Raw genomic sequence first — 21,503 nt, 5'->3', positions numbered from 1 at the left:
TTTCCCTCTCCTTACAGTTCTCTAGTTGTTGCGCCTACCACTACTGCTTTGAAACTTAGAAGTTGCCCTGTACCCAGCGCTTGAAGCGTTCAAGCACTGGGGCCTTCGGTTCATCGCCATAGCTGTTGTTGCTGCTGTTGCTGCTGCCGGTCAGGACCATGTCCTCGGACTGCTTGAGCAGGCCGTAGGTGAGCAAGCCCACGCCGGTGGAATAGATGGGGTTGCGAACCACGTCGCTCAGGCCCCGAACGCTGTGCGGTACGCCCAGGCGTACCGGCATGTGGAAGATTTCCTCGGCCAGTTCCACGGCACCTTCCATCTTCGCGGTACCGCCGGTGAGGACGATGCCCGCTGGCACCAGGTCCTCGTACCCGCTGCGGCGCAGTTCGGCCTGGATCAGGGTGAAGAGCTCGTCGTAACGCGGCTCCACCACCTCAGCCAGGGCCTGACGCGACAGCTCGCGCGGTGGGCGGTCGCCCACGCTCGGCACCTTGATGGTCTCGCCAGCGCCCGCCAGTTTGGCCAGGGCGCAGGCGTAGCGGATCTTGATTTCTTCGGCGTACTGGGTCGGGGTACGCAGGGCCATGGCGATGTCGTTGGTCACCTGATCGCCGGCAATCGGAATGACCGCGGTGTGGCGGATCGCGCCTTCGGTGAAGATGGCGATGTCGGTGGTACCGCCACCGATGTCGACCAGGCACACGCCCAGTTCCTTTTCATCGTCGGTGAGCACCGAATAGGCCGAAGCCAGCTGCTCGAGGATGATGTCGTCGATTTCCAGGCCGCAGCGGCGCACGCACTTTTCGATGTTCTGTGCCGCGTTGACCGCGCAGGTCACCACGTGAACCTTGGCTTCCAGACGCACGCCAGACATGCCCAGCGGCTCGCGGACGCCTTCCTGGTTGTCGATCACGTAGTCCTGCGGCAGGGTGTGCAGCACGCGCTGGTCTGCCGGAATGGCCACCGCCTGGGCCGCGTCCAGTACCCGCTCCAGGTCGGCCAGGCTGACCTCGCGGTCACGGATGGCGACGATGCCGTGGGAGTTCAGGCTGCGGATATGGTTACCGGCGACGCCCACGAACGCCGAGTGGATGCGGCAGCCGGCCATCAGCTGCGCTTCTTCGACGGCGCGCTGGATCGATTGCACGGTCGACTCGATGTTCACCACCACGCCTTTTTTCAGGCCGCGGGACGGGTGTGTGCCGATACCGACGATTTCCAAGGTGCCGTCTTCGCCCACTTCGCCGACCAGCGCCACCACCTTGGAGGTGCCAATATCCAGCCCGACGATCATTTTGCCGCTATGCGCGTTTGCCATGGTCCTGCCTCTCTCTAATTCTTCGCAACGGCGGGTTGGGCCGTCGTCGGTGCAATCGGTTCCCGCCAACCAACGGCAAGTCCGTTGGAATAACGCAGATCAATGCGGGCGATAGTGCTGATCTGGTCTTTGAGTGTCTTGTCGTAAATGGCAATGAAACGGCGCATCTTCTCCACCAGATGGTCGCGCCCCAGCAGCAGCTCGATGCCCGGCCCGGCGCTGCTCGCGCCAGTGGTCAGGAACCAGCTGCCTCGCTCGCGCAGCTCCAGGCGAGCGATGGAAAAGCCCAAGGGGCGCAGCATCTGGCTCAATACCTGATACTGCTGCATGACTTGTTGCTGGGCACGCTGCGGCCCGGCAAGCTGCGGCAGGTGCTCATAGTTGGCCAGCTCACGCGGGGTGAATGCCTGGCCCTGGTTGTTGAGCAAGGCTTCGTCGCCCCAGCGCGCCACCGGCAGCTGTTCTTCCAGGCGGATGACCACCTCGTCAGGCCACACCCGGCGCACTTCGGCGTGGGCGATCCAGGGCATCTGTTCGAGCTCCGCACGCATCGCCGGCAGGTCGACACTGAAGAAGCTCGCGGCCACGTAAGGGGCGATACGCTGCTGCACCGACTGCTGGCTGATGTAGGTGAGGTCGCCCTGCACATCGATCTTGGCGATGGGCCGGTCGGCATAAGGCATCAGGCGAATGGCCCCTTCGTAGGCACCGAAGCCTGCTGCCACCAGCAATACCGGCCACAGCAGGCGCTTCAGGCCGCCGAGGCTGGGCCGCGGCAGGCGCGCCGATACGGGCTCGTCGGCCACCAGCCTGCTGGCACCACGCGGCACCGGCTTGCTACGGCCGGTTACGGGTTGCTGCTGACGTATCATTGCGCCTTGCATGATGATTAACCTCGCGTCGCCACGCTTTCGGCCAGGATTGCCAGCACCAGTTGCTGGAAGTCCAGGCCAGCCGCGCGGGCCGCCATGGGCACCAGGCTATGATCGGTCATGCCGGGTGCGGTGTTTACTTCGAGCAGCCAGAACCGGCCTTGCTCGTCCTGCATCACGTCCAGCCGCCCCCAGCCCTCGATGCCAACGGCATCACAGGCACGGGCGGTCAGGTCGATCAGTTCCTGTTCCTTGGCGCTATCCAGGCCGCACGGAATGCGGTACTGGGTATCGTTGGCGATGTACTTGGCGTCGTAGTCGTAGAACACGTGCGGTGTACCCAGGGCGATCGGCGGCAGCACTTGGCCGCGCAGCACCGCAATGGTGAACTCCGGGCCGTGGATCCACTGCTCCACCAGTACCTGGGAATCGTACTGGGCAGCGTCTTGCCAGGCAGCGATCAGTTCCTCGGCGCTGTTCACCTTGGCCATGCCGATGCTAGAGCCTTCATGGGCGGGTTTGACGATCAGCGGGAAGCCCAGTTCCGTACTGGCCTGCAAACAATCGCTTTCACTCGCCAGCACCGCGTGGCGCGGGGTAGGAATGCCCAGGCTCTGCCACACCTGCTTGGTACGCAGCTTGTCCATGGCCAGGGCCGAAGCGAGGATGCCGCTACCGGTATAAGGGATGCCCAGGCACTCCAGCAGCCCCTGCATGCTGCCATCCTCACCGCCACGGCCGTGGAGGATGATGAAGGCGCGGTCGATCTTCTCGTTCTGCAGGCGGTCGAGCAGGTCGTCACCGACGTCGATGGCAACGACGTCCACACCGGCGGTGGTCAGCGCATCGATCACGGCGGCGCCGGACTTGAGCGACACTTCGCGCTCGGCACTCTTGCCGCCGTACAGCACGGCAACGCGGCCAAACGCTTTCACGTCCAGGGTAGAGTGCAGCTTGTCGTAGGCGCTGGTCATTTCGACTTCTCCTGCTTGGCGCCAGCGAACAGCGGGCTTTTCATCAGTTGCGGGGCCAGGCCGCCAACGTCACCGGCACCCTGGCAGAGCAGGATGTCGCCAGCGCGCAGCAACGGCTTGACCAGTGGCGCCAGCTCGGCGCCGCGTTCGATGTAGATCGGGTCGAGTTTGCCGCGCTGGCGAATGCTGTGGCACAGCTGGCGGCTGTCGGCGCCGGGGATGGGCTCTTCGCCAGCCGGGTACACCTCCATCAGCAGCAGCACGTTGGCATCGCCCAGCACCTGAACGAAATCGTCGTACAGGTCGCGGGTGCGGCTATAGCGGTGCGGCTGGTAGACGATCACCAGGCGGCGGCTTGGCCAGCCACCACGCACAGCCTTGATCACGGCGGCCACTTCGGTCGGGTGGTGGCCGTAGTCATCGACCAGCATCACGCTGCCGTCTTCGACCGGCAGCTCGCCGTAGACCTGGAAGCGACGGCCAACGCCCTGGAAGCCGGAAAGGCCCTGCACGATGGCTTCGTCGGTGATGCCTTCGTCAGTGGCAATGGCGATGGTGGCCAGGGCATTGAGCACGTTGTGGTTGCCCGGCATGTTCACCGACACGTCCAGCGGCTCGCAGTCGCGGCGCAGCACGGTGAAATGGGTCTGCATACCCTGCTGGCGCACATTGATGGCGCGGATGTCGGCCTCTTCGCTGAAACCGTAGGTCACGGTCGGGCGCTTCACCTGCGGCAGAATCTCGCGTACCACCGGGTCGTCCAGGCACATCACCGCCAGGCCATAGAACGGCAGGTTGTGCAGGAACTCGACGAAGGTTTTCTTCAGTTTGTTGAAGTCGCCTTCATAGGTCGCCATGTGGTCGGCGTCGATGTTGGTGACCACAGCCACCATCGGCTGCAGGTGCAGGAAGCTGGCATCGCTTTCATCGGCTTCGGCGATCAGGTAGCGGCTGGTGCCCAGCTGGGCATTGGTGCCGGCCGCGGTCAGGCGACCACCGATGACGAAGGTCGGGTCCAGACCGCCGGCGGCGAATACCGAGGCCAGCAGGCTGGTGGTGGTGGTCTTGCCGTGTGTACCGGCGACTGCCACACCGTGGCGGTAGCGCATCAGTTCGGCGAGCATCTCGGCACGCGGTACCACCGGAATGCGCCGCTCGAGGGCGGTGGCCACTTCCGGGTTGGCCGGGTTGATGGCGCTGGAAACCACCAGCACATCGGCAGTGGCAGCGTTCTCGGCCCGATGGCCGACGAAGATCTCGGCACCGAATGACTCCAGGCGCTCGGTGACCGGCGAGGCTTTCAGGTCGGAACCGGACACTTCATAGCCTAGGTTCAGCAACACTTCGGCAATGCCGCACATGCCCACGCCGCCGATACCGACGAAGTGAATGCGACGGATACGACCCATTTTCGGCTGGGGCATGGCTTTCTGGCTCTCAACCATGGGCCACCTCCAGGCAGATATCGACCACGGTGCTGGTTGCTGCAGGTTTGGCCAGGCGCCGTGCGGTACCTGCCATGACATTGAGTTTCTCGGGTTGCATCAGCACCTCGTTCAGGCGTTCAGCGAGCTGCGCTGCGCCAGTTGTCGCTTGTGGCATCAGGAAGGCAGCACCTTCGCGAGCCAGATATTGGGCGTTGTGGGTCTGGTGATCGTCGATTGCGTGAGGCAACGGCACCAGCACCGAAGGCAGGCCTGCCGCCGCCAACTCGCTGACGGTCAGCGCACCCGCCCGACACACCACCATGTCGGCCCAGCCATAGGCTTGGGCCATGTCCTTGATGAAAGGCTCGACCTGAGCCTCGACGCCGGCCTCGTGATAACGCTCGGCGGTGATCTGCGCGTGCTGCTTGCCGGCCTGATGAAACACCTCGGGCCGCACGGCAGCAGGCACTTCGGACAGGGCCTTAGGCAACAATTTGTTCAATGGTTCCGCCCCCAGGCTGCCGCCCAGCACCAACAGCCGTGCCCGGCGTTCGGCCAGGGGCGCGCGCGGCGCATCCAGGAACAGCTCGGGGCGCACCGGGTTGCCGGTGGTGCGGCGCTTGTCGCTGGCCTCGAAGGTGTTCGGGAACGCCTCGCAAACCCGCGCAGACAGCGGCACCAGCAAGCGGTTGGCGGTACCGGCGCGGGCGTTCTGCTCATGGATCACCAGCGGCACGCCACACAGCCGCGCAGCCACGCCGCCAGGGCCGGTCACATAACCACCAAAGCCCAGCACGCACACCGGCTTGAGCTGGCGAATGATCCGCCTTGCCTGGAGAACGGCCTTGACCAGGGTCAAGGGTGCCTTGAGCAACGACAGCTTGCCTTTGCCGCGCAGGCCGCTGACCTGGATCAGGTGCAGCGGCAGGCCGGCCTGGGGCACCAGTTCATTCTCGATGCCGCGCGGGGTGCCCAGCCAGTGCACGCTGTACCCGCGCGCCTGGAACTCACGGGCGCAGGCCAGGGCCGGGAACACGTGCCCGCCGGTACCGCCGGCCATGATCAGTACGTTCTTGCCGTCAGCGGCCATGACTGGTCTCCTCGGCAAAATCGCTTTCGCTGAATTCGTGCTCCTCGCTGCCCAGGTGCGTACGGCTTTCCCACTCGATACGCAATAGCAAGCCCACGCAAGCACAACAGATGACCAGCGAGCTGCCCCCGTAGCTGAGGAACGGCAGGGTCAGGCCTTTGGTCGGCAGCAAGCCGACATTCACCCCGATATTGATCAGGAACTGGCCGATCCACAGGAAGGCCAGGCCGAACGCCATGTACGCGGCGAAGAACTGCTTGGCCTTCTCCGCCCACAGGCCGATGTACAGGGCGCGGACGGTCACGAACACGAACAGGGCGATGGTCACCAGCGAGCCGACCACGCCCAGCTCTTCGGCCAGTACCGAGAACACGAAGTCGGTGTGCGCTTCAGGCAGGTAGAACTGCTTCTGCACGCTGTTGCCCAGGCCAACGCCCAGCCACTCGCCACGGCCGAACGCGATCAACGCCTGGGTCAACTGGTAACCGGAGCCGAACTGGTCGGACCATGGGTCGGTAAAGGTGATCAGGCGCGCCATGCGGTAAGGCTGCGCCTGCACCAGAACGAACACCGCCAACACTGCCAGCACCACCATCAGGCTGAAGCGGAACAGCCCGACACCGCCAAGGAACAACATGGCCGCGGCCGCGCCCATCATCACCACGGTGGCGCCGAAGTCCGGTTCCATCAGCAGTAGCGCAGCCATCGGCAGCAATACGATGAAGGGTTTGAAGAAGCCCATCCACGTCTCGCGGACCTCAGTCTGGCGACGCACCAGGTACCCGGCCAGGTAGACCACCACGAACACCTTGGCGATTTCCGAAGGCTGTACGTTGAAGAAGCTGAAGCCGATCCAGCGCATGGAGCCGTTCACTTCGCGGCCGATTCCCGGCACCAGCACCAGCACCAGCAAGCCGAAGGCGCCCAGCAGCATGAGGAAACCCATGCGCTGCCAGGTGGCGATCGGGACCATCAGGGTCGCACCACAAGCCACCAGGCCGAGGACCACATACACCAGATGGCGGAACATGTGATAGAGCGGATTGCCCGACTGCACCGCAGCAACTTCCGAGGAGGCCGAGGTGATCATCACCAGGCCCAGACCGAGCAAGGCCAGGCAGCCAGCCAGCATCGCGAAGTCAAGGTCGATGCCACGGCCGCTGATCAGCGGCGACGGATAGGGCTTGAGCACACCGAGGATCATGCCAGGGCCCTCGCTGCCTGGGCGAACAACCGCCCGCGTTCCTCGAAGTTCCTGAACATGTCAAGGCTGGCGCAGGCTGGCGACAACAGCACGGCATCGCCGGCCCGGGCCAGGCCGGCGCACTGTTGCACAGCGTCGTCGAGGGTTTTTACCCGCACCAGCGGCACGTCATCACCCAAAGCTTGGGCAAGGCGCTCGGCATCACGGCCCAGCAACACCACGGCGCGGCAAAACCGCTTGACCGGTTCACGCAGGGCGCCGAACTCGGCGCCTTTGCCGTCGCCACCTGCGATCAACACCAGCTTGCCCTCGATATCGGCCCCCAGGCCTTCGATGGCGGCCAATGCAGCACCGACATTGGTGGCCTTGGAATCGTCGTACCAGTTCACGCCGTCACGCTCGCGCACCCACTGGCAACGGTGGGCCAGGCCCGCGAATTCGCGCAGCGCTTCGAGCATCGGCTCGAACGGCAAGCCGGCAGCATGGCCCAAGGCCAGCGCCGCCAGTGCATTGCTCTGGTTATGGGCACCGCGAATCTTCAGCTCGCGCACCGGCAGCAATGCCTGGAATTCGAACGCCAGGTATTTCTCGCCATCCACTTCGCGCAGGCCGAACGCCTTGAAGTCTGGTTGGTTGAGGCCGAAGGACCAGCAAGGGCGGCCTTCTACCGGCAGTGGCCGGCTCAGGGCGTCCTGGCGGTTGACGACCACCTGCCTGGCACCGCGGAAGATGCGATGCTTGGCCAGGTGATAGGCCGGCAGGCCGCTGTAGCGGTCCATGTGGTCTTCGCTGATGTTCAGCACGGTGGCCACTTCGGCATTGAGCTGGTCGGTGGTTTCCAGCTGGAAGCTCGACAGCTCCAGCACGTACAGCTCGACGTCATCGGCCAGCAGGTCCAGTGCCGGGGTCCCCAGGTTACCGCCCACGGCCACGCGCTTGCCGGCCTTGGCTGCCATTTCACCCACCAGCGTGGTCACGGTGCTCTTGGCGTTGGAACCGCTGATGGCGATGATCGGCGCCTTGGCATGGCGGGCGAACAGCTCGATGTCCCCCGACAGCTGCACGCCCCGCGCAGCGGCCTGCTGCAGAGCCGGGGTAGCCAGGGCCAGGCCAGGGCTCACGTACAGTTCGTTGGCGCGGCACAGGAAGTCAACGTCCAGTTCACCACAGCGCACTTCCACCTGCGGGTACTCACGGCGCAGGGTGTCCAGTTCCGGCGGTTGCTCGCGGGTGTCGGCGACTGCAAAGGCAATGCCCCGGCTCGCCAGGAAGCGAACCAGGGACATGCCGCTCTTGCCGAGGCCGACAACGATGCGGAATTGGTCGGAAGCGATCAAAGACACGCTCATCTACCTCAGTTTCAGGGTGGCAAGGCCGATCAGCACCAGGATCACGGTGATGATCCAGAAGCGGACGATCACGCGTGGCTCTGGCCAGCCCTTGAGTTCAAAGTGGTGGTGGATCGGTGCCATGCGGAACACCCGTTTGCCGGTCAGCTTGAACGAGGCGACTTGAATCACCACCGACAGGGTTTCCACGACAAAGATGCCGCCCATGATGAACAGCACGATTTCCTGGCGCACGATCACCGCGATGGTGCCCAGGGCAGCGCCCAGCGCCAGCGCGCCGACGTCACCCATGAAGACTTGTGCCGGGTAGGTGTTGAACCACAAAAAGCCCAGGCCGGCACCGATCAAGGCGCCACAGAACACGATCAATTCGCCCGAACCAGGCACGTAGGGAATCAGCAGGTACTCGGCGAATTTCACGTTACCCGACAGGTAGCAGAAGATGCCCAGCGCGCCGCCGACCATCACCGTGGGCATGATCGCCAGGCCGTCGAGGCCGTCTGTGAGGTTGACCGCGTTGCTGGAGCCGACGATGACGAAGTAGGTCAGCACCACGAAGCCGACGCCCAGCGGAATGGTGACGTCCTTGATGAAGGGCAGGATCAGCGTGGTTTCGACGCTGGTCGGTGCGGTCTTGTACAGGAACACCGCCGCCGCCAGGCCGAACACCGACTGCCAGAAGTACTTCCAGCGGCTTGGCAGGCCCCGCGAATTCTTTTCGATCACCTTGCGGTAGTCGTCGACCCAGCCGATGGCACCGAAGGCCAGGGTGACGATCAGCACCACCCAGACGTAGCGGTTGCTCAGGTCGGCCCACAGCAGGGTGCTGACAGCGATGGCCGACAGGATCAGTGCGCCGCCCATGGTCGGGGTGCCGGACTTGGACAGGTGCGATTGCGGGCCGTCATTACGTACGGCCTGGCCGATCTGGCGAATTTGCAGCGTACGGATCATCCACGGCCCCAGCCACAGCGCCAGGGACAACGCGGTCAGTACACCCAGAATCCCGCGCAGGGACAGGTACTGAAAGACCGCGAAGCCTTTGTGGAACTGTTGCAGATACTCGGCCAACAGCAGCAGCATTAATGTTTCTCCCCGCTGGCACCGCACAAAGCCGCCACGACGTTTTCCATCGCAGCGCTGCGCGAGCCCTTGATCAAAATAGTGGTGTCGCTGGCGTTTTCGGCACTAACCGCGTCGATCAGCTCAGCTTGAGTAGCGAAATGACGGCCATTGGCGCCGAACGCCTCGACCGCATGTTTCATGTTGGAACCCACTGCGTACAGGGCGTCGACCTTGCCGCGCGCGTAGTCACCCACCTGCCGGTGGCCTTCTTCCGCCCACTGCCCCAGTTCGCCGATATCCCCAAGCACCAGGACGGTGCGGCCGGAGAAGCCGGCGAGTATATCAATGGCCGCGCACATCGAGGTGGGATTTGCGTTGTAACTGTCGTCGATCACACGCACGCCACTGGGCGCGATCTGCGCCACGGTGCGGCCCTTGACCGGCTGCACCGCCGCAAGGCCAGCTGCAATGCCAGCCAGGCTCAGACCAACGGCATGGGCAGCGGCGGCAGCGGCCAGGGCGTTGCTGACATTGTGCTCACCGAGCACATTGAGCTGCACCTGGGCCACCTCGCCGGCGCCATGCAGCTGGAATGACGGGCAACCACGGGCGTCGCGCCCAATGGCGCTGGCATGGAAATCGGCACGGGCGTCGCTGCGGGCGAAGCTGATGACCTTGTGCGCCCCGGCACGGGCCTTCCAGGTCGCGAAGGCCTTGTCGTCCAGGTTGAGAATGGCGATACCGCCCTCGCCCAGGCCTTCAAGAATCTCGCCTTTGGCTTCGACGATTTTCTCCGGGCCGCCGAACTCGCCAACGTGGGCGGTACCGGCGTTGTTGATGACGACCACCTGCGGCCGGGTCAGGCCGACGGTGTAGCGAATTTCACCGATGCGCGAAGCGCCCAGCTCGATCACCGCAGCACTGTGCTGCGCAGCGATTTCCAGCAGGGTCAGCGGCGCACCGAGGTCGTTGTTGAGGTTGCCACGGGTGGCGTGCACAAGACCACGGGTGCGCAGGATGCTGGCAAGCATTTCCTTGACTGTGGTCTTGCCGCTGGAACCGGTAATGGCCACCACTGGCTTGTCGTAGGCGGCACGATTCAGTGCCCCGAGCTGGCCCAGGGCCAGGCGGCAGTCAGCCACGCGCAATTGCGGCAGGTCGACATCGGCCACCTCGCGCTCGACCAGCGCCGCGACGGCACCCTTGGCTTTGACATCGGCCAGGTAGTCGTGGCCGTCGAAACGCGGGCCGGTCAGGGCGACGAACAGTTGCCCGGCACTGACACTGCGGCTGTCGATGCTGACGCCGGTGAACGCCGCATCGGCGCCGATCTGCTGACCGTTCAGCAGCGGGGCCAGCTGGCTGAGTGACATGGGCTTAAGCATGCGGAGCCTCCCAGGCTGCAAGTGCCTTTTCGGCTTCGATCAAGTCGGAGAAACCATGGCGCTCGCCGTTGATCTCCTGGTAATCCTCATGCCCCTTGCCGGCCAGCACGATCACATCGTCGGCAGCAGCGGTGGCAATCAGGTGCGCAATGGCCGCGCCGCGGCCAGCGATGAACTCCACCCCGTCAGGCTTGGCAAAACCGGGGCGAATGTCGTCGAAGATACGCAGCGGGTCTTCGCTACGCGGGTTGTCGTCGGTGACCAGTACGCGGTCCGCCAGGCGCTCGGCCACTTCGGCCATCAGCGGGCGCTTGCCGCGATCACGGTCGCCACCGCAGCCGAACAGGCACAGCAGCTGGCCGTGAGCATGCGGGCGCAGGGCTTCCAGAACCTTCTCCAGCGCGTCCGGCGTATGTGCGTAGTCGACCACCACCAGTGGCTTGGCGCCGCCACCCAGGCGCTGCATGCGGCCTACCGGCCCTTGCAGTTCGGGGATGACGCGGAGGATCTCGTCGAGGGCGAAGTCCATTGCCAGCAGGGTTGCCACCGCCGCCAGCATGTTGCTCAGGTTGAAACGGCCCAGCAACTGGCTGCGCAGAATGCGTTCACCCTGGGCAGTGACCAATGTGGCGCGCACGCCATGGTCATCGAATTCGGCCTTGGTGCAGAATAGATCCGCGTCCCGGTTTTCCAGGCTATAGCTGAGCAGCCGTGACTCGATAGGATCTGCCGGCGCCCTATCGTCGAAAGCTTGAGCCAGGCGCCGACCGAACTCGTCGTCCAGGTTCACCACTTGGCAGCGCAGGCTCGGCCAGGCGAACAGCTTGGCCTTGGCCGCTTCGTACGCCTGCATGCTGCCGTGATAGTCGAGGTGATCGCGGGACAGGTTGGTCATCACCGCAATGTCGAAAGCCAGTGCAGCCACGCGGCCTTGTTCCAGGGCATGGGAAGACACCTCCATGGCCACGGCTTTGGCGCCAGCCTTTTTCAGGCCATACAGCGTCGACTGCACGGCAATCGGGTCAGGGGTGGTCAGGCGGCCACTTTGCAGTTCACCGTAGAACCCGGTACCGAGGGTGCCGATCAGGCCGCAGCGCTTGCCGAGCAGGTCCAAAGCCTGCGCGAGCAATTGGGTAACACTGGTCTTGCCGTTGGTACCGGTCACGCCGACCAGGTCCAGCTGCCGGCTGGGCTCGCCATAGAAGCGGCCGGCAATATCCGACAGCTGAGCGATCAGGCCTTTGACCGGGATCAGCGGCACATCGGTCAACGGCAGCACGTTGGCGCCCTGCTCTTCATAAGCCACGGCGGCAGCACCACGGGCCAAGGCATCGTCAATGTGCCCACGGCCATCGACCTTGGCCCCCGGCACAGCCAGGAACAAGTCACCCGGGCGCACGTTGCGGCTGTCCAGGGTCAGTTCGCGGATCATCGGATCGCGGCTGGCGTGGGCGAACAGTTTGCTCAATGGCATTGTCATCACCCACGCCCTCCCTTGGCAGCGGCAGCATTGACTTGTGGTTGCCCGGCAGGTGCAACAGCAGCTGGCGGCGGCAGGTTGTCTGGCGGCACGTTCATCAGGCGCAGGGTGCCGGACATGACCTTGCTGAACACCGGTGCCGAAACCAGGCCACCGAAGTAGCCACCCTTGCCCGGTTCGTCGATCACCACGACGATGGCGTAACGCGGATCGCTCATCGGGCCGAAGCCTGCGAACAGCGAGCGGTAGGCGTTTTCGGTGTAACCCTTGGAACCCACCGTGGCTTTACGTGCGGTACCGGACTTGCCGGCCACGTGGTAGAACGGCACCTGGGCGCGGAACACGCCACGCGGCGCCTCGATCACCTGCTGCAACATGCCCTGGATGGTTTCCGCGGTTTCCTTCGGAATGGCCTGCACGGCCTCGGGCGCCTTGTCCACCTTGAGGATCGACAGCGGGACCATCTTGCCGTCGTTGGCCAATGCCGCGTAGGCATGCACCAACTGCAGGGCGGTCACCGACACGCCGTAGCCGTAAGACAGGGTGGCCGTCTCGGCCTTGCGCCACTCGCGGTGGTTCGGCAGGTTGCCGACACGCTCACCCGGGAAGCCAAGGCCGGTGTACTGGCCCAGGCCGACCTGGGACATCACGCGGTAGATAGCCTCGCCACCGATGTCGAAGGCGATCTTGCTCATGCCCACGTTACTGGAGTTGATCAGGATGCCGGTCAGGTCGAGGATCGGACCCTCGCTGCGCGACACGTCCTTGATGGTGTAGCGGCCGATCTGCAGGCTGCCGGGGTATACCTCCACCTTGTCGGTAGGTTTCCAGCGGCCGCTTTCCAGCGCTGCGCTCATGGAGATCGGCTTCACCGTCGAACCTGGCTCGAACACGTCGATGATCGCCCGGTTACGCATGGCCGCCGGGAACATGCTGCGGCGGTTGTTGGGGTTGTAGGTCGGCTGGTTGACCATGGCCAGGACCTCACCGGTCTTGACGTCCATGATCACCAGGCTGCCGGCCTTGGCGTTCTGTTCGGCAATGGCGTTGCGCAGCTCGCGTGTAGCCAGGTACTGCAGACGCAGGTCAATCGACAACGCCAAGGTCTTCCCGGCCTTGGCGTTCTTCGTGACCTGAATGTCCTTGATCAGCCGGCCGCGCCGGTCCTTGATGACCTGGCGCTTGCCAGGCACGCCGGCCAGCCACTCGTCATAGGCCAACTCGACCCCTTCGCGCCCGTGGTCGTCCAGGTCTGTGAAGCCGACCATATGCGCAGTGACATCACCGGCCGGGTAGAACCGGCGGAATTCTTCCAGCCCGTACACGCCGGGCACTTTCAGGTCGAGCACATGCTGGCCTTGCTCCGGGGTCAGGCCGCGGACCAGGTAGATGAACTCTTTGTTGGCCTGCTGGGTCAGGCGCTCGCTCAGCTGCTGCGGGTTTTGCCCCAACGCTGCTGCCAATTGCGGCCAGCGCTCTTTGGAGGCTTGCATTTCCTTGGGGTTGGCCCACAGGGTCGTGACCGGGGTACTGACCGCCAATGGCTCACCGTTGCGGTCGGTAATCAGCCCACGGTGGGCCGGGATCGAGATATGGCGCAGGCTGCGCGCGTCGCCCTGGCCCTTGAGGAAGTCACGGTCGACCACCTGCAGGTCGATGATGCGCCAGCAGATGGCGCCGACCATGAGTGCCAGCAGGCCGATGACCACGCGGAAACGCCATGGGTACAGTGCGCCTTCGAGTTTCATCATGGCGCCACCATCCGCACTTCGTCAGCCGCGGGCACGCGCATCTTCAATTGCTCGGACGCAAGGTTTTCGATACGGCTGGCCGCGGTCCAGGTGCTCTGCTCGAGGATCAACCGGCCCCACTCGGCCTGGGCCTTGTCACGCTCGTTCAGCTCACCGTACAGGGTATTGAGCAACTGGCGGTTCCAGTGCGCGCTGTAGGACACCGCAATGGCCGAAACCAGCACGGCAACGAACAGCAGGAGCATCAGGAAGCTCCCGCCTGGCAAGGGCTTGGCGAACAGCCTGCTCACCGCAACTTCTCCGCCACACGCATCACGGCGCTGCGCGACCGCGGGTTGGCATTGAGCTCGGCTTCGGAGGCGAACTGGGCCTTGCCGATGAGCTTGACCTTGGGCTCGAAGACCTTGTGCTGTACCGGCAGGTTGCGTGGCAGGTTGTCGGCCTCGCCCTTGACCAGCTTGCGCATGAACAGTTTGACGATGCGGTCTTCCAGCGAGTGGAAGCTGATGACCGCCAGCCGACCGCCGACTTCAAGTGCGTCGAGCGCGGCCTCGAGCCCCGCCTCCAGGTCACCCAGTTCATTGTTGACGTGGATGCGCAAGCCCTGGAAGGCGCGGGTAGCCGGGTTCTTGCCCTTTTCCCAGGCCGGGTTGGCCACCTTGAGCACCTCTGCCAGGTCGGCAGTGCGGGTGAACGGCTGCTTTTCGCGGCGCTCGACCACGGCACGCGCCATGCGCCCGGCAAAGCGCTCTTCGCCGTATTCCTTGAACACGCGGGCAATTTCTTCCACCGGTGCGGTGGCAATGAATTCGGCAGCGCTGACGCCCTGATCGGGGTTCATGCGCATGTCCAGCGGGCCATCATTGAGAAAGCTGAAGCCCCGCTCGGGGTCGTCCAGTTGCGGCGAGGACACGCCAAGGTCCAGCAACACGCCGCTGACCTTGCCATGCAGGCCGCGCTCGGCCACTTCTGCGCCCAGCTCGGCAAAGCTGCGCTGCACAATGACAAAGCGGCCGTCTTCGGCCGCCAGCGCTTGCCCTGTGGCAATCGCTTGTGGGTCTTTGTCGAAGCCCAGCAGCCGCCCTTGCGGCCCGAGCTTGCTGAGGATCAGGCGGCTGTGTCCGCCACGGCCAAACGTGCCGTCCAGATAGCAACCGTCGGCGCGCAAGGCCAATGCCTCGACAGCTTCGTCGAGCAGGACGGTAATGTGGTTGAAGCCGCTATCTATGGTCACAGGATCAGGTCACGCAATTCGTCGGGCATGGCGCCCGGTTGTTGAATAGCTGCAAGGTCGGCTGCCGAAACCGCGTTCCAGGCATCTTCATCCCACAGCTGGAATTTGTTCAGTTGCCCCACCAGCATCGCCTTCTTGTCAAGCTTGGCGTACTCACGCAAACGGGGCGGCACCAGGAAACGCCCACTGCCGTCGAGTTCCAGGTCTACCGCATTGCCAATCAGCAATCGCTGCAGGCGGCGGTTTTCCTCACGCAACGATGGCAAGGCACGCAACTTGGCTTCTATCTGTTCCCACTCATCGAGGGGATAAACACACAAACACGGGTCCACGGCGTCGATGGTCACGATCAGCTGACCGTTGCAACGCGAATCGAGCTCGTCACGGTACCGGCTCGGCATGGCGAGACGGCCCTTGGCATCGAGACTGACGGCGTTGGCTCCGCGGAACACGGCTGCGATTCCCCACAATGTTATCTTTTTTGTGCCAGAAAACCCACTTCATCCCACTTTCTGCCACTTGCGCACACTATAGGAATCCGCCGGAGGCACCGTCAAGGCACGTTCGGAAGGAAAAGCCTTACAGGACCGAGATTTAGCGCGTTAAAGGATTGTGAAAGGTATTTCACAATGAAAAAAACACGAGAAAAATCAAACCCGCACAAGCCACTGGGGCTTGAACTTAAAGTGATTTATTAAGAGTAAGATTTTTTCGGTATTACCAAAGGGGGGTCTGCTATCGAAAGATGCAGAAAAGAAAGGTGGAGAGTCGATCTGTAAGCCGGGTTTTGTCGAGGACAGTCATTCCTCTACGACGGCCATCACTGGACGCCTCTAGCAACCTACCCGGTTCCGACGCGGGCCACGCCTGATGGAACCCTATTTGGTCTTGCTCCGAGTGGGGTTTACCTAGCCACGAACTGTTGCCAGCCGTGCGGTGCGCTCTTACCGCACCTTTTCACCCTTACCGGCACCGAAGTGCTTAGGCGGTTATTTTCTGTGGCACTTTCCGTAGGCTCACGCCTCCCAGGCGTTACCTGGCACTCTGCCCTATGGAGCCCGGACTTTCCTCCCCCGAACTTTTGCGGAACAAAAGACGGCAGCGACTGTCCAATCGACTCTCCGCCGACAAGGTTAACGGCACACGCGCTCAAGAACAAGCGCCAGCAGCATTTATATCAATTTGCCACTACTGGGCCTTCTGTTTATCCAGAGCACGTTGATACAACAGGTTCTTGCGCACGCCGGTAATTTCCGAGGCAAGCGCCGCCGCCCGCTTCAGCGGCAACTCGGCCAGCAACAGGTCGAGCACACGCTGGGCCTCGCTACTGATGGCCTGCTCGCCCTCCGGTGCACTCCAGCCACCGACCAGTACCACGCACTCACCGCGCTGCTGGTTGCTATCACCGGCGACGAACGCCCGCAACTCGGCCAGTGGCAAGCCCTTGAGCGTCTCGAAGGTTTTCGTCAGTTCGCGCGCCAGCAACGCCGGGCGCTCCCCGCCAAACACCGTTTCCATGTCCTCGAGGCACTCGAGGATACGGTGCGGCGCTTCATAGAAAATCAGCGTGCGCGGCTCTTCGCGCACTTGCTCCAGGCGTGCCAGGCGCCCCGCCTGCCTGGCCGGCAGGAAACCTTCGAAAATGAAACGGTCCGAGGGCAGGCCTGCCGCCGACAATGCCGCGATCAAGGCGCAGGCGCCCGGCACCGGCACCACGCTGACCCCGGCAGCCCGCGCCTGGCGCACCAGGTGGTAGCCAGGGTCGGAAATCAACGGGGTACCGGCATCGGAAACCAGCGCCACATCTTCGCCGGCCAACAGCTTGCCGAGAAAGCGCCCGCCTTCGTCCCGCTCGTTATGCTCGTGGCAGGCCGCCAGTGGTGTATCGATGCCAAAATGTTGCAGCAGGCGGATCGAATGGCGGGTGTCTTCGGCTGCGATCAGCGCCACGTCTGCCAGCACCTTGAGCGCCCGGGCGCTCATGTCATCGAGGTTGCCGATGGGAGTTGCCACCACATACAGCGTTCCCACGGTGGATTTAGAAGCCCCTGCCACATCAGTCACTGCGCACACCTGTCATTCGGATCAAAGGCGCCATTGTAGCCCGAGCGCCCGCAACAGGGCGCAAAGAACTTCATACGCGACCGGCGGCAAGCCACCTATAGTGAAGGATCGACACGGCAACATCGCGCCCCGGCCAGTGCTTGGGTACAATTGCCGGCCAACTTGATCGAGTAACAGGACCTTTACATGATCGCTTGCCTGCGGCTGCTCACAGCCCTCTGCCTCGCTGCCCTGCTGGCAGCCTGCGCCAGCTCGCCCTCATCCAGCCTGGGCGAACTGCCACGCACCCCGGATGCCAGCATCGAGCAACTGCTCGAGCAGGCTGCTTCCAGCAAGTCTGCGCAAGACGCCGCCCTGCTGCGCCTGAGCGCAGCCGACCTGGCCTACAAGCAGAAGGACTTCCCCCGCGCCGCACGCATTCTCGAGCAGGTCCCGCTGGACACGCTCAAGCCGGCCCAGCAAGTGTTCGCCAGCACCCTGGCGGCCGAACTGGCCATGAGCCGCAACCAACCCAAGGCTGCCCTGGCCGCCCTGGCCCACCCAAGCCTGCAGCACGTTCCCGAGCTGCCGAAGGAACAGCAGGCGCGCACCTACTACGTGCACGCCGCCGCGCTGGAGGCCGATGGCCAGGCCCTGGCCGCCGCGCAACAGCGCGTACTGCTGGCCCCATTGCTCAGCGACCAGGCCGCCAGCGCAAACAACGACGCCATCTGGGCCTTGGTCGCCTCGCTGCCGGCCGAGCAGTTGCAGCAGCCGGCCACTGACCAGACCCTGGCCGGCTGGACCAGCCTGGCCCTGGCGGTGAAAAGTGCCGGCACCCTTGAGCAGCAACAGAGCGCCATCGAGAGCTGGGTCAAACAGCACCCGGACCACCCGGCTGCCAAACAGTTGCCAGTGCCACTGGTCAAGCTCAAGGAACTGGCCAGCCAACCGCTGACCAAAATCGCCCTGCTGCTGCCCCAGGAAGGGCCACTGGCCGGGGTTGCCCGGGCCCTGCGTGACGGCTTCATGGCCGCCCACTTCCAGGCCCAGCAGGCTGGCCAAGCCGCCCCTGCGGTGCAGGTGTTCGACAGCTCGCGCATCGGCTCGCTCGACGACTTCTACCGCCAGGCCCAGGCCGCAGGCGTGCAGCTGGTCATCGGCCCGCTGGAAAAACCGCTGGTCAAGCAATTGGCCAGCAAACCGCAACTGCCGATCACCACCCTGGCGCTCAACTACGCCGATGCTGGCCAAGTGGCCCCACCGCAATTGTTCCAGTTCGGCCTGGCGGCCGAAGACGAAGCACGCGAAGTATCCCGTCGCGCCCGTGCCGATGGCATGGTCCGCGCCGTAGCCCTGGTGCCGAGCGGCGAATGGGGTGATCGCGTGCTGGCCGCCTTCCGCCAGGACTGGGAAGGCAATGGCGGCACCGTGCTCGCAGCCCAACGCATCGCGCAACCGGTTGCGCTGGCCCAGCAGATTGCCGACCTGTTCCAGCTGCGCCAGAGCGAAAGCCGCGCCAAGAGCCTGCAGAGCACGGTTGGCGGCAACATCGCCGCACAACCGTCGCGCCGCCAGGACATCGACTTCCTCTTCCTTGCCTCTACCCCTCAGCAAGCGCAGCAGATCAAGCCGACCCTGAATTTCCAGTACGCCGGTGACGTACCGGTATACGCCACTTCCAACCTGTACAGCGCCAGCGGTGACGTCAACCAGTACAACGACATGAACGGCATCCGCTTCTGCGAAACCCCGTGGCTGCTCGATACCAGCAACAGCCTGCGCCAACAGGTGGTTCAGCAGTGGCCGCAAGCCGCCGGCAGCCTGGGCCGCCTGTACGCCATGGGCGTCGACGCCTACAGCCTGGCACCGCGCCTGGGCCAACTGAAGGCGCTGCCGGATAACCGCGTCCAGGGCCTTTCCGGCAGCTTGAGCATCAACGCCAACCAGCGTGTGGAGCGCCAACTGCCATGGGCTGAATTCGCTGGCGGCCAGGTCAAGCGCCTGCCTGATACCCCGCGCTGATGGCTGCAGCATCACCGACCGGCGCCGGCCACGCTGCAGAAACCCAAGCCCTTGAGTACCTTCAGGGGCAAGGCCTGCGGCTGCTGGCGCGCAACTGGCGATGCAAAGGCGGCGAGCTTGATCTGGTCATGCTCGACGCCGATACAGTAGTATTCGTCGAAGTCCGCTACCGGTTGCACGCGGCCTTCGGAGGCGCCCTCGCCAGTATCGATGGGCGCAAGCAGAAACGGCTGGTGCATGCGGCCAGCCTGTTCCTGCTCAAGGAGCCCCAATGGGGCAACCACCCCTGCCGCTTCGACGTTGTCGCCCTGCAGGGTAGCCACCATGCAGGCAAACCGCTTCAGTGGCTGAAAAACGCCTTCGAGTGCTGAACCCTCTACGTTTTTTTTGCTCTATGTATCGCGGGCTGGTCGTTGTTGCGCGTAACAAAGGCCACCGCCCCATTTAAGGTCACCAGATGGACATGCAATCCCGAATTCGCCGGCTGTTCCAGGCCAGCATCGAAACCAAGCAACAGGCGATGGACATCCTGGCACCGCACATCGAGCAGGCCAGCCTGGTCATGGTCAATGCGCTGCTCAATGAGGGCAAGATGCTCGCCTGTGGCAACGGCGGCTCGGCCGGCGACGCCCAGCACTTTTCCTCGGAACTGCTCAACCGCTTCGAGCGCGAACGCCCGAGTTTGCCGGCCATCGCCTTGACCACCGACAGTTCGACCCTGACGTCGATCGCCAATGACTACAGCTATAACGAAGTCTTTTCCAAGCAGATCCGCGCACTGGGCCAACCGGGCGATGTTCTGCTGGCGATCTCCACCAGCGGTAACTCGGCCAACGTGATCCAGGCGATCCAGGCCGCGCATGACCGCGAAATGATTGTCGTAGCAATGACGGGGCGCGACGGCGGCGGCATGGCCTCGCTGCTGCTGCCAGAGGACGTGGAAATCCGCGTACCTTCGACAGTGACCGCGCGCATCCAGGAAGTCCACCTGCTGGCGATCCACTGCCTGTGCGACCTGATCGACAGCCAACTGTTCGGGAGTGAAGAATGACCCCTATGCGCCTTGGCCTGCTGGCCCTGACTCTGTGCCTGAGCGTTACCGGCTGCAGCTCGGTACTCACCTCTGCCCGCAATTCGCCCATTGAAGACGACCGCGGCACGCGCACCATCGGCAGCAAGATCGACGACTCGCTGATCGAAACCAAAGCCGCGGTCAACATCTCCAAGGCCAACCCGGACCTGGACAAGGGCTCGCACATCGTTGTCAGCAGCTACAACGGTATCGTCCTGCTCGCTGGCCAAACCCCACGCGCCGACCTCAAGAGCCTTGCCGAGCAAACCGCCAGCCAGGTTCAACGGGTGAAAAAGGTGCACAACGAGCTGCAGGTCATGCAGCCGTCTTCGATTCTGGCGCGCAACAACGATGCCTGGCTGACCACCAAGATCAAGACCCAGATGCTGACCGACAGCGCCGTGCCCAGTTCGCGAATCAAGGTCATTACCGAGAACGGCATCGTCTACCTGCTCGGCCTGGTGACCCAGCAGGAGGCCAATTCCGCCACTGCCGTAGTGCAGGGCGTATCGGGTGTGCAAAAAATCGTCAAACTCTTCGAGTACATCGACTGAGGAACCCTGGGCCGGCAAGGCAACAATCCCGGCCTAAAAAAGGCGACCCTTCAAGGTTGATGCCTGTCAGTTAAGCGTTATTGGGGCTGCTTTGCAGCCCTTCGCGGGCACGCCCGCTCCTACACGCGATCCCCTGTGGGAGCGGGCGTGCCCGCGAAGGGTCGCAAAGCGGCCCCAAATTACTTAACTGCTGGCATTAACCCTACAAGGTCGCCTTTTTTTACTACTTGACCACCTTCAGGCTTGGTCGACCAGTCGGACGCGGCGGCTGGCCACCACCTTCTGGCGGGCCATCGTCATCCGGCTGCACATCATCGTCTTCCAGGTCATCGCCATCCGTCAGCGGCTGCTCCAGCTCGAAGACCATGCCTTGGCCATTTTCGCGGGCGTAGATGCCCAGGATGGCGCCAACCGGCACGAACAGCGAATGGGTCACGCCACTGAAACGGCCCTCGAAACTGACCGCGTCGTTATCCATGTGCAGGTTGCGCACAGCACTTGGCGAAATATTCAGGACAATCTGGCCATCATTGGCGAAACCATCCGGTACCTGCACCTTTGTGTATTCGGCATTGACCAGCATATGGGGCGTGCAATCGTTGTCGACGATCCACTCGTACAGTGCTCGAACCAGATAGGGGCGACTGGAGTTCATCAACG

The 21,503-nt window shown here is 63.6% G+C and carries 20 protein-coding genes and 1 other RNA gene; 4 read left to right on the top strand and 17 right to left on the bottom strand.

Translation table 11 applies throughout. The features are described 5' to 3' along the window. Positions 1-55: 55 nt before the first annotated feature. From ftsA to rsmI, 16 genes are all read right to left on the bottom strand, one after another. On the bottom strand, positions 56-1,318 hold the full coding sequence (gene ftsA / locus EGJ22_RS08640; protein WP_009684408.1) for a cell division protein FtsA: 1,263 nt from the start codon (positions 1,316-1,318) through the stop codon (positions 56-58). Between the two features lie 14 nt (positions 1,319-1,332). Then, on the bottom strand, positions 1,333-2,202 hold the full coding sequence (locus tag EGJ22_RS08635; RefSeq protein WP_029886561.1) for a cell division protein FtsQ/DivIB: 870 nt from the start codon (positions 2,200-2,202) through the stop codon (positions 1,333-1,335). Positions 2,203-2,207: 5 nt separating this feature from the next. Continuing rightward, positions 2,208-3,164, bottom strand: coding sequence for a D-alanine--D-alanine ligase (locus EGJ22_RS08630; protein ID WP_029886560.1), 957 nt, complete (start codon positions 3,162-3,164; stop codon positions 2,208-2,210). Then, positions 3,161-4,609: a UDP-N-acetylmuramate--L-alanine ligase gene (gene murC, locus EGJ22_RS08625; RefSeq protein ID WP_029886559.1), complete on the bottom strand. Its 1,449-nt coding sequence runs from the start codon at positions 4,607-4,609 to the stop codon at positions 3,161-3,163. Before murC ends, EGJ22_RS08630 begins: the two co-directional genes overlap by 4 nt. Continuing rightward, positions 4,602-5,681 carry an undecaprenyldiphospho-muramoylpentapeptide beta-N-acetylglucosaminyltransferase gene (gene murG, locus EGJ22_RS08620; protein WP_029886558.1) on the bottom strand — a complete coding sequence of 360 codons (1,080 nt, stop codon included), beginning with the start codon at positions 5,679-5,681 and terminating at the stop codon, positions 4,602-4,604. Before murG ends, murC begins: the two co-directional genes overlap by 8 nt. Continuing rightward, positions 5,671-6,882: a putative lipid II flippase FtsW gene (ftsW, locus tag EGJ22_RS08615; RefSeq protein ID WP_172828422.1), complete on the bottom strand. Its 1,212-nt coding sequence runs from the start codon at positions 6,880-6,882 to the stop codon at positions 5,671-5,673. The genes murG and ftsW overlap by 11 nt, the downstream gene beginning before the upstream one ends. Further along, a complete protein-coding gene (murD, locus tag EGJ22_RS08610) occupies positions 6,882-8,228 on the bottom strand; it encodes a UDP-N-acetylmuramoyl-L-alanine--D-glutamate ligase (RefSeq protein WP_029886556.1) in 1,347 nt (448 codons plus the stop codon). Before murD ends, ftsW begins: the two co-directional genes overlap by 1 nt. A gap of 6 nt (positions 8,229-8,234) precedes the next feature. Next, the gene (gene mraY / locus EGJ22_RS08605) at positions 8,235-9,317 is read right to left on the bottom strand and encodes a phospho-N-acetylmuramoyl-pentapeptide-transferase (protein ID WP_003251852.1); all 1,083 of its coding nucleotides are present in this window, start codon (positions 9,315-9,317) and stop codon (positions 8,235-8,237) included. After that, positions 9,317-10,684 carry a UDP-N-acetylmuramoyl-tripeptide--D-alanyl-D-alanine ligase gene (murF, locus tag EGJ22_RS08600; RefSeq protein WP_029886555.1) on the bottom strand — a complete coding sequence of 456 codons (1,368 nt, stop codon included), beginning with the start codon at positions 10,682-10,684 and terminating at the stop codon, positions 9,317-9,319. The genes mraY and murF overlap by 1 nt, the downstream gene beginning before the upstream one ends. Further along, positions 10,677-12,164, bottom strand: coding sequence for a UDP-N-acetylmuramoyl-L-alanyl-D-glutamate--2,6-diaminopimelate ligase (locus EGJ22_RS08595; RefSeq protein WP_029886554.1), 1,488 nt, complete (start codon positions 12,162-12,164; stop codon positions 10,677-10,679). The genes murF and EGJ22_RS08595 overlap by 8 nt, the downstream gene beginning before the upstream one ends. Then, positions 12,164-13,912, bottom strand: coding sequence for a penicillin-binding protein 2 (locus tag EGJ22_RS08590; protein ID WP_009684420.1), 1,749 nt, complete (start codon positions 13,910-13,912; stop codon positions 12,164-12,166). Before EGJ22_RS08590 ends, EGJ22_RS08595 begins: the two co-directional genes overlap by 1 nt. Further along, positions 13,912-14,205 (bottom strand): cell division protein FtsL, encoded by a 294-nt coding sequence (gene ftsL, locus EGJ22_RS08585; protein WP_009684421.1) that lies wholly within the window; start codon positions 14,203-14,205, stop codon positions 13,912-13,914. Before ftsL ends, EGJ22_RS08590 begins: the two co-directional genes overlap by 1 nt. Further along, positions 14,202-15,149 carry a 16S rRNA (cytosine(1402)-N(4))-methyltransferase RsmH gene (gene rsmH, locus EGJ22_RS08580; protein ID WP_029886552.1) on the bottom strand — a complete coding sequence of 316 codons (948 nt, stop codon included), beginning with the start codon at positions 15,147-15,149 and terminating at the stop codon, positions 14,202-14,204. The genes ftsL and rsmH overlap by 4 nt, the downstream gene beginning before the upstream one ends. Then, the gene (gene mraZ / locus EGJ22_RS08575; protein ID WP_004575120.1) at positions 15,146-15,601 is read right to left on the bottom strand and encodes a division/cell wall cluster transcriptional repressor MraZ; all 456 of its coding nucleotides are present in this window, start codon (positions 15,599-15,601) and stop codon (positions 15,146-15,148) included. Before mraZ ends, rsmH begins: the two co-directional genes overlap by 4 nt. 308 nt (positions 15,602-15,909) lie before the next feature. Further along, positions 15,910-16,270, bottom strand: an RNA gene (gene rnpB / locus EGJ22_RS08570) — RNase P RNA component class A. A gap of 67 nt (positions 16,271-16,337) precedes the next feature. Further along, a complete protein-coding gene (rsmI, locus tag EGJ22_RS08565) occupies positions 16,338-17,213 on the bottom strand; it encodes a 16S rRNA (cytidine(1402)-2'-O)-methyltransferase (RefSeq protein WP_029887795.1) in 876 nt (291 codons plus the stop codon). 186 nt (positions 17,214-17,399) lie between these two features. Between rsmI and EGJ22_RS08560 the strand changes: the two genes are divergently transcribed. From EGJ22_RS08560 to EGJ22_RS08545, 4 genes are all read left to right on the top strand, one after another. Continuing rightward, positions 17,400-19,217, top strand: a complete 1,818-nt coding sequence (locus tag EGJ22_RS08560; protein ID WP_009684425.1) for a penicillin-binding protein activator — start codon at positions 17,400-17,402, stop codon at positions 19,215-19,217. Next, positions 19,217-19,588 (top strand): YraN family protein, encoded by a 372-nt coding sequence (locus EGJ22_RS08555; protein ID WP_054889886.1) that lies wholly within the window; start codon positions 19,217-19,219, stop codon positions 19,586-19,588. The genes EGJ22_RS08560 and EGJ22_RS08555 overlap by 1 nt, the downstream gene beginning before the upstream one ends. 86 nt (positions 19,589-19,674) lie before the next feature. Continuing rightward, positions 19,675-20,268: a phosphoheptose isomerase gene (locus tag EGJ22_RS08550; protein ID WP_029887793.1), complete on the top strand. Its 594-nt coding sequence runs from the start codon at positions 19,675-19,677 to the stop codon at positions 20,266-20,268. Beyond that, positions 20,265-20,843 (top strand): BON domain-containing protein, encoded by a 579-nt coding sequence (locus EGJ22_RS08545; RefSeq protein ID WP_009684429.1) that lies wholly within the window; start codon positions 20,265-20,267, stop codon positions 20,841-20,843. The genes EGJ22_RS08550 and EGJ22_RS08545 overlap by 4 nt, the downstream gene beginning before the upstream one ends. Before the next feature lie 223 nt (positions 20,844-21,066). Here EGJ22_RS08545 and EGJ22_RS08535 read toward each other — a convergent pair whose 3' ends face one another. Then, positions 21,067-21,498, bottom strand: a complete 432-nt coding sequence (locus EGJ22_RS08535; RefSeq protein ID WP_009684430.1) for a ClpXP protease specificity-enhancing factor — start codon at positions 21,496-21,498, stop codon at positions 21,067-21,069. Positions 21,499-21,503 lie beyond the last annotated feature (5 nt).

Origin of the sequence: Pseudomonas sp. p99-361, from assembly GCF_003935475.1 — a bacterium.
In the GTDB taxonomy this organism is placed as follows: Bacteria; Pseudomonadota; Gammaproteobacteria; order Pseudomonadales; family Pseudomonadaceae; genus Aquipseudomonas; species Aquipseudomonas juntendi.
Note: the sequence above shows the minus strand (reverse complement) of the source record. Positions and strands in the feature narration are given on the sequence as shown.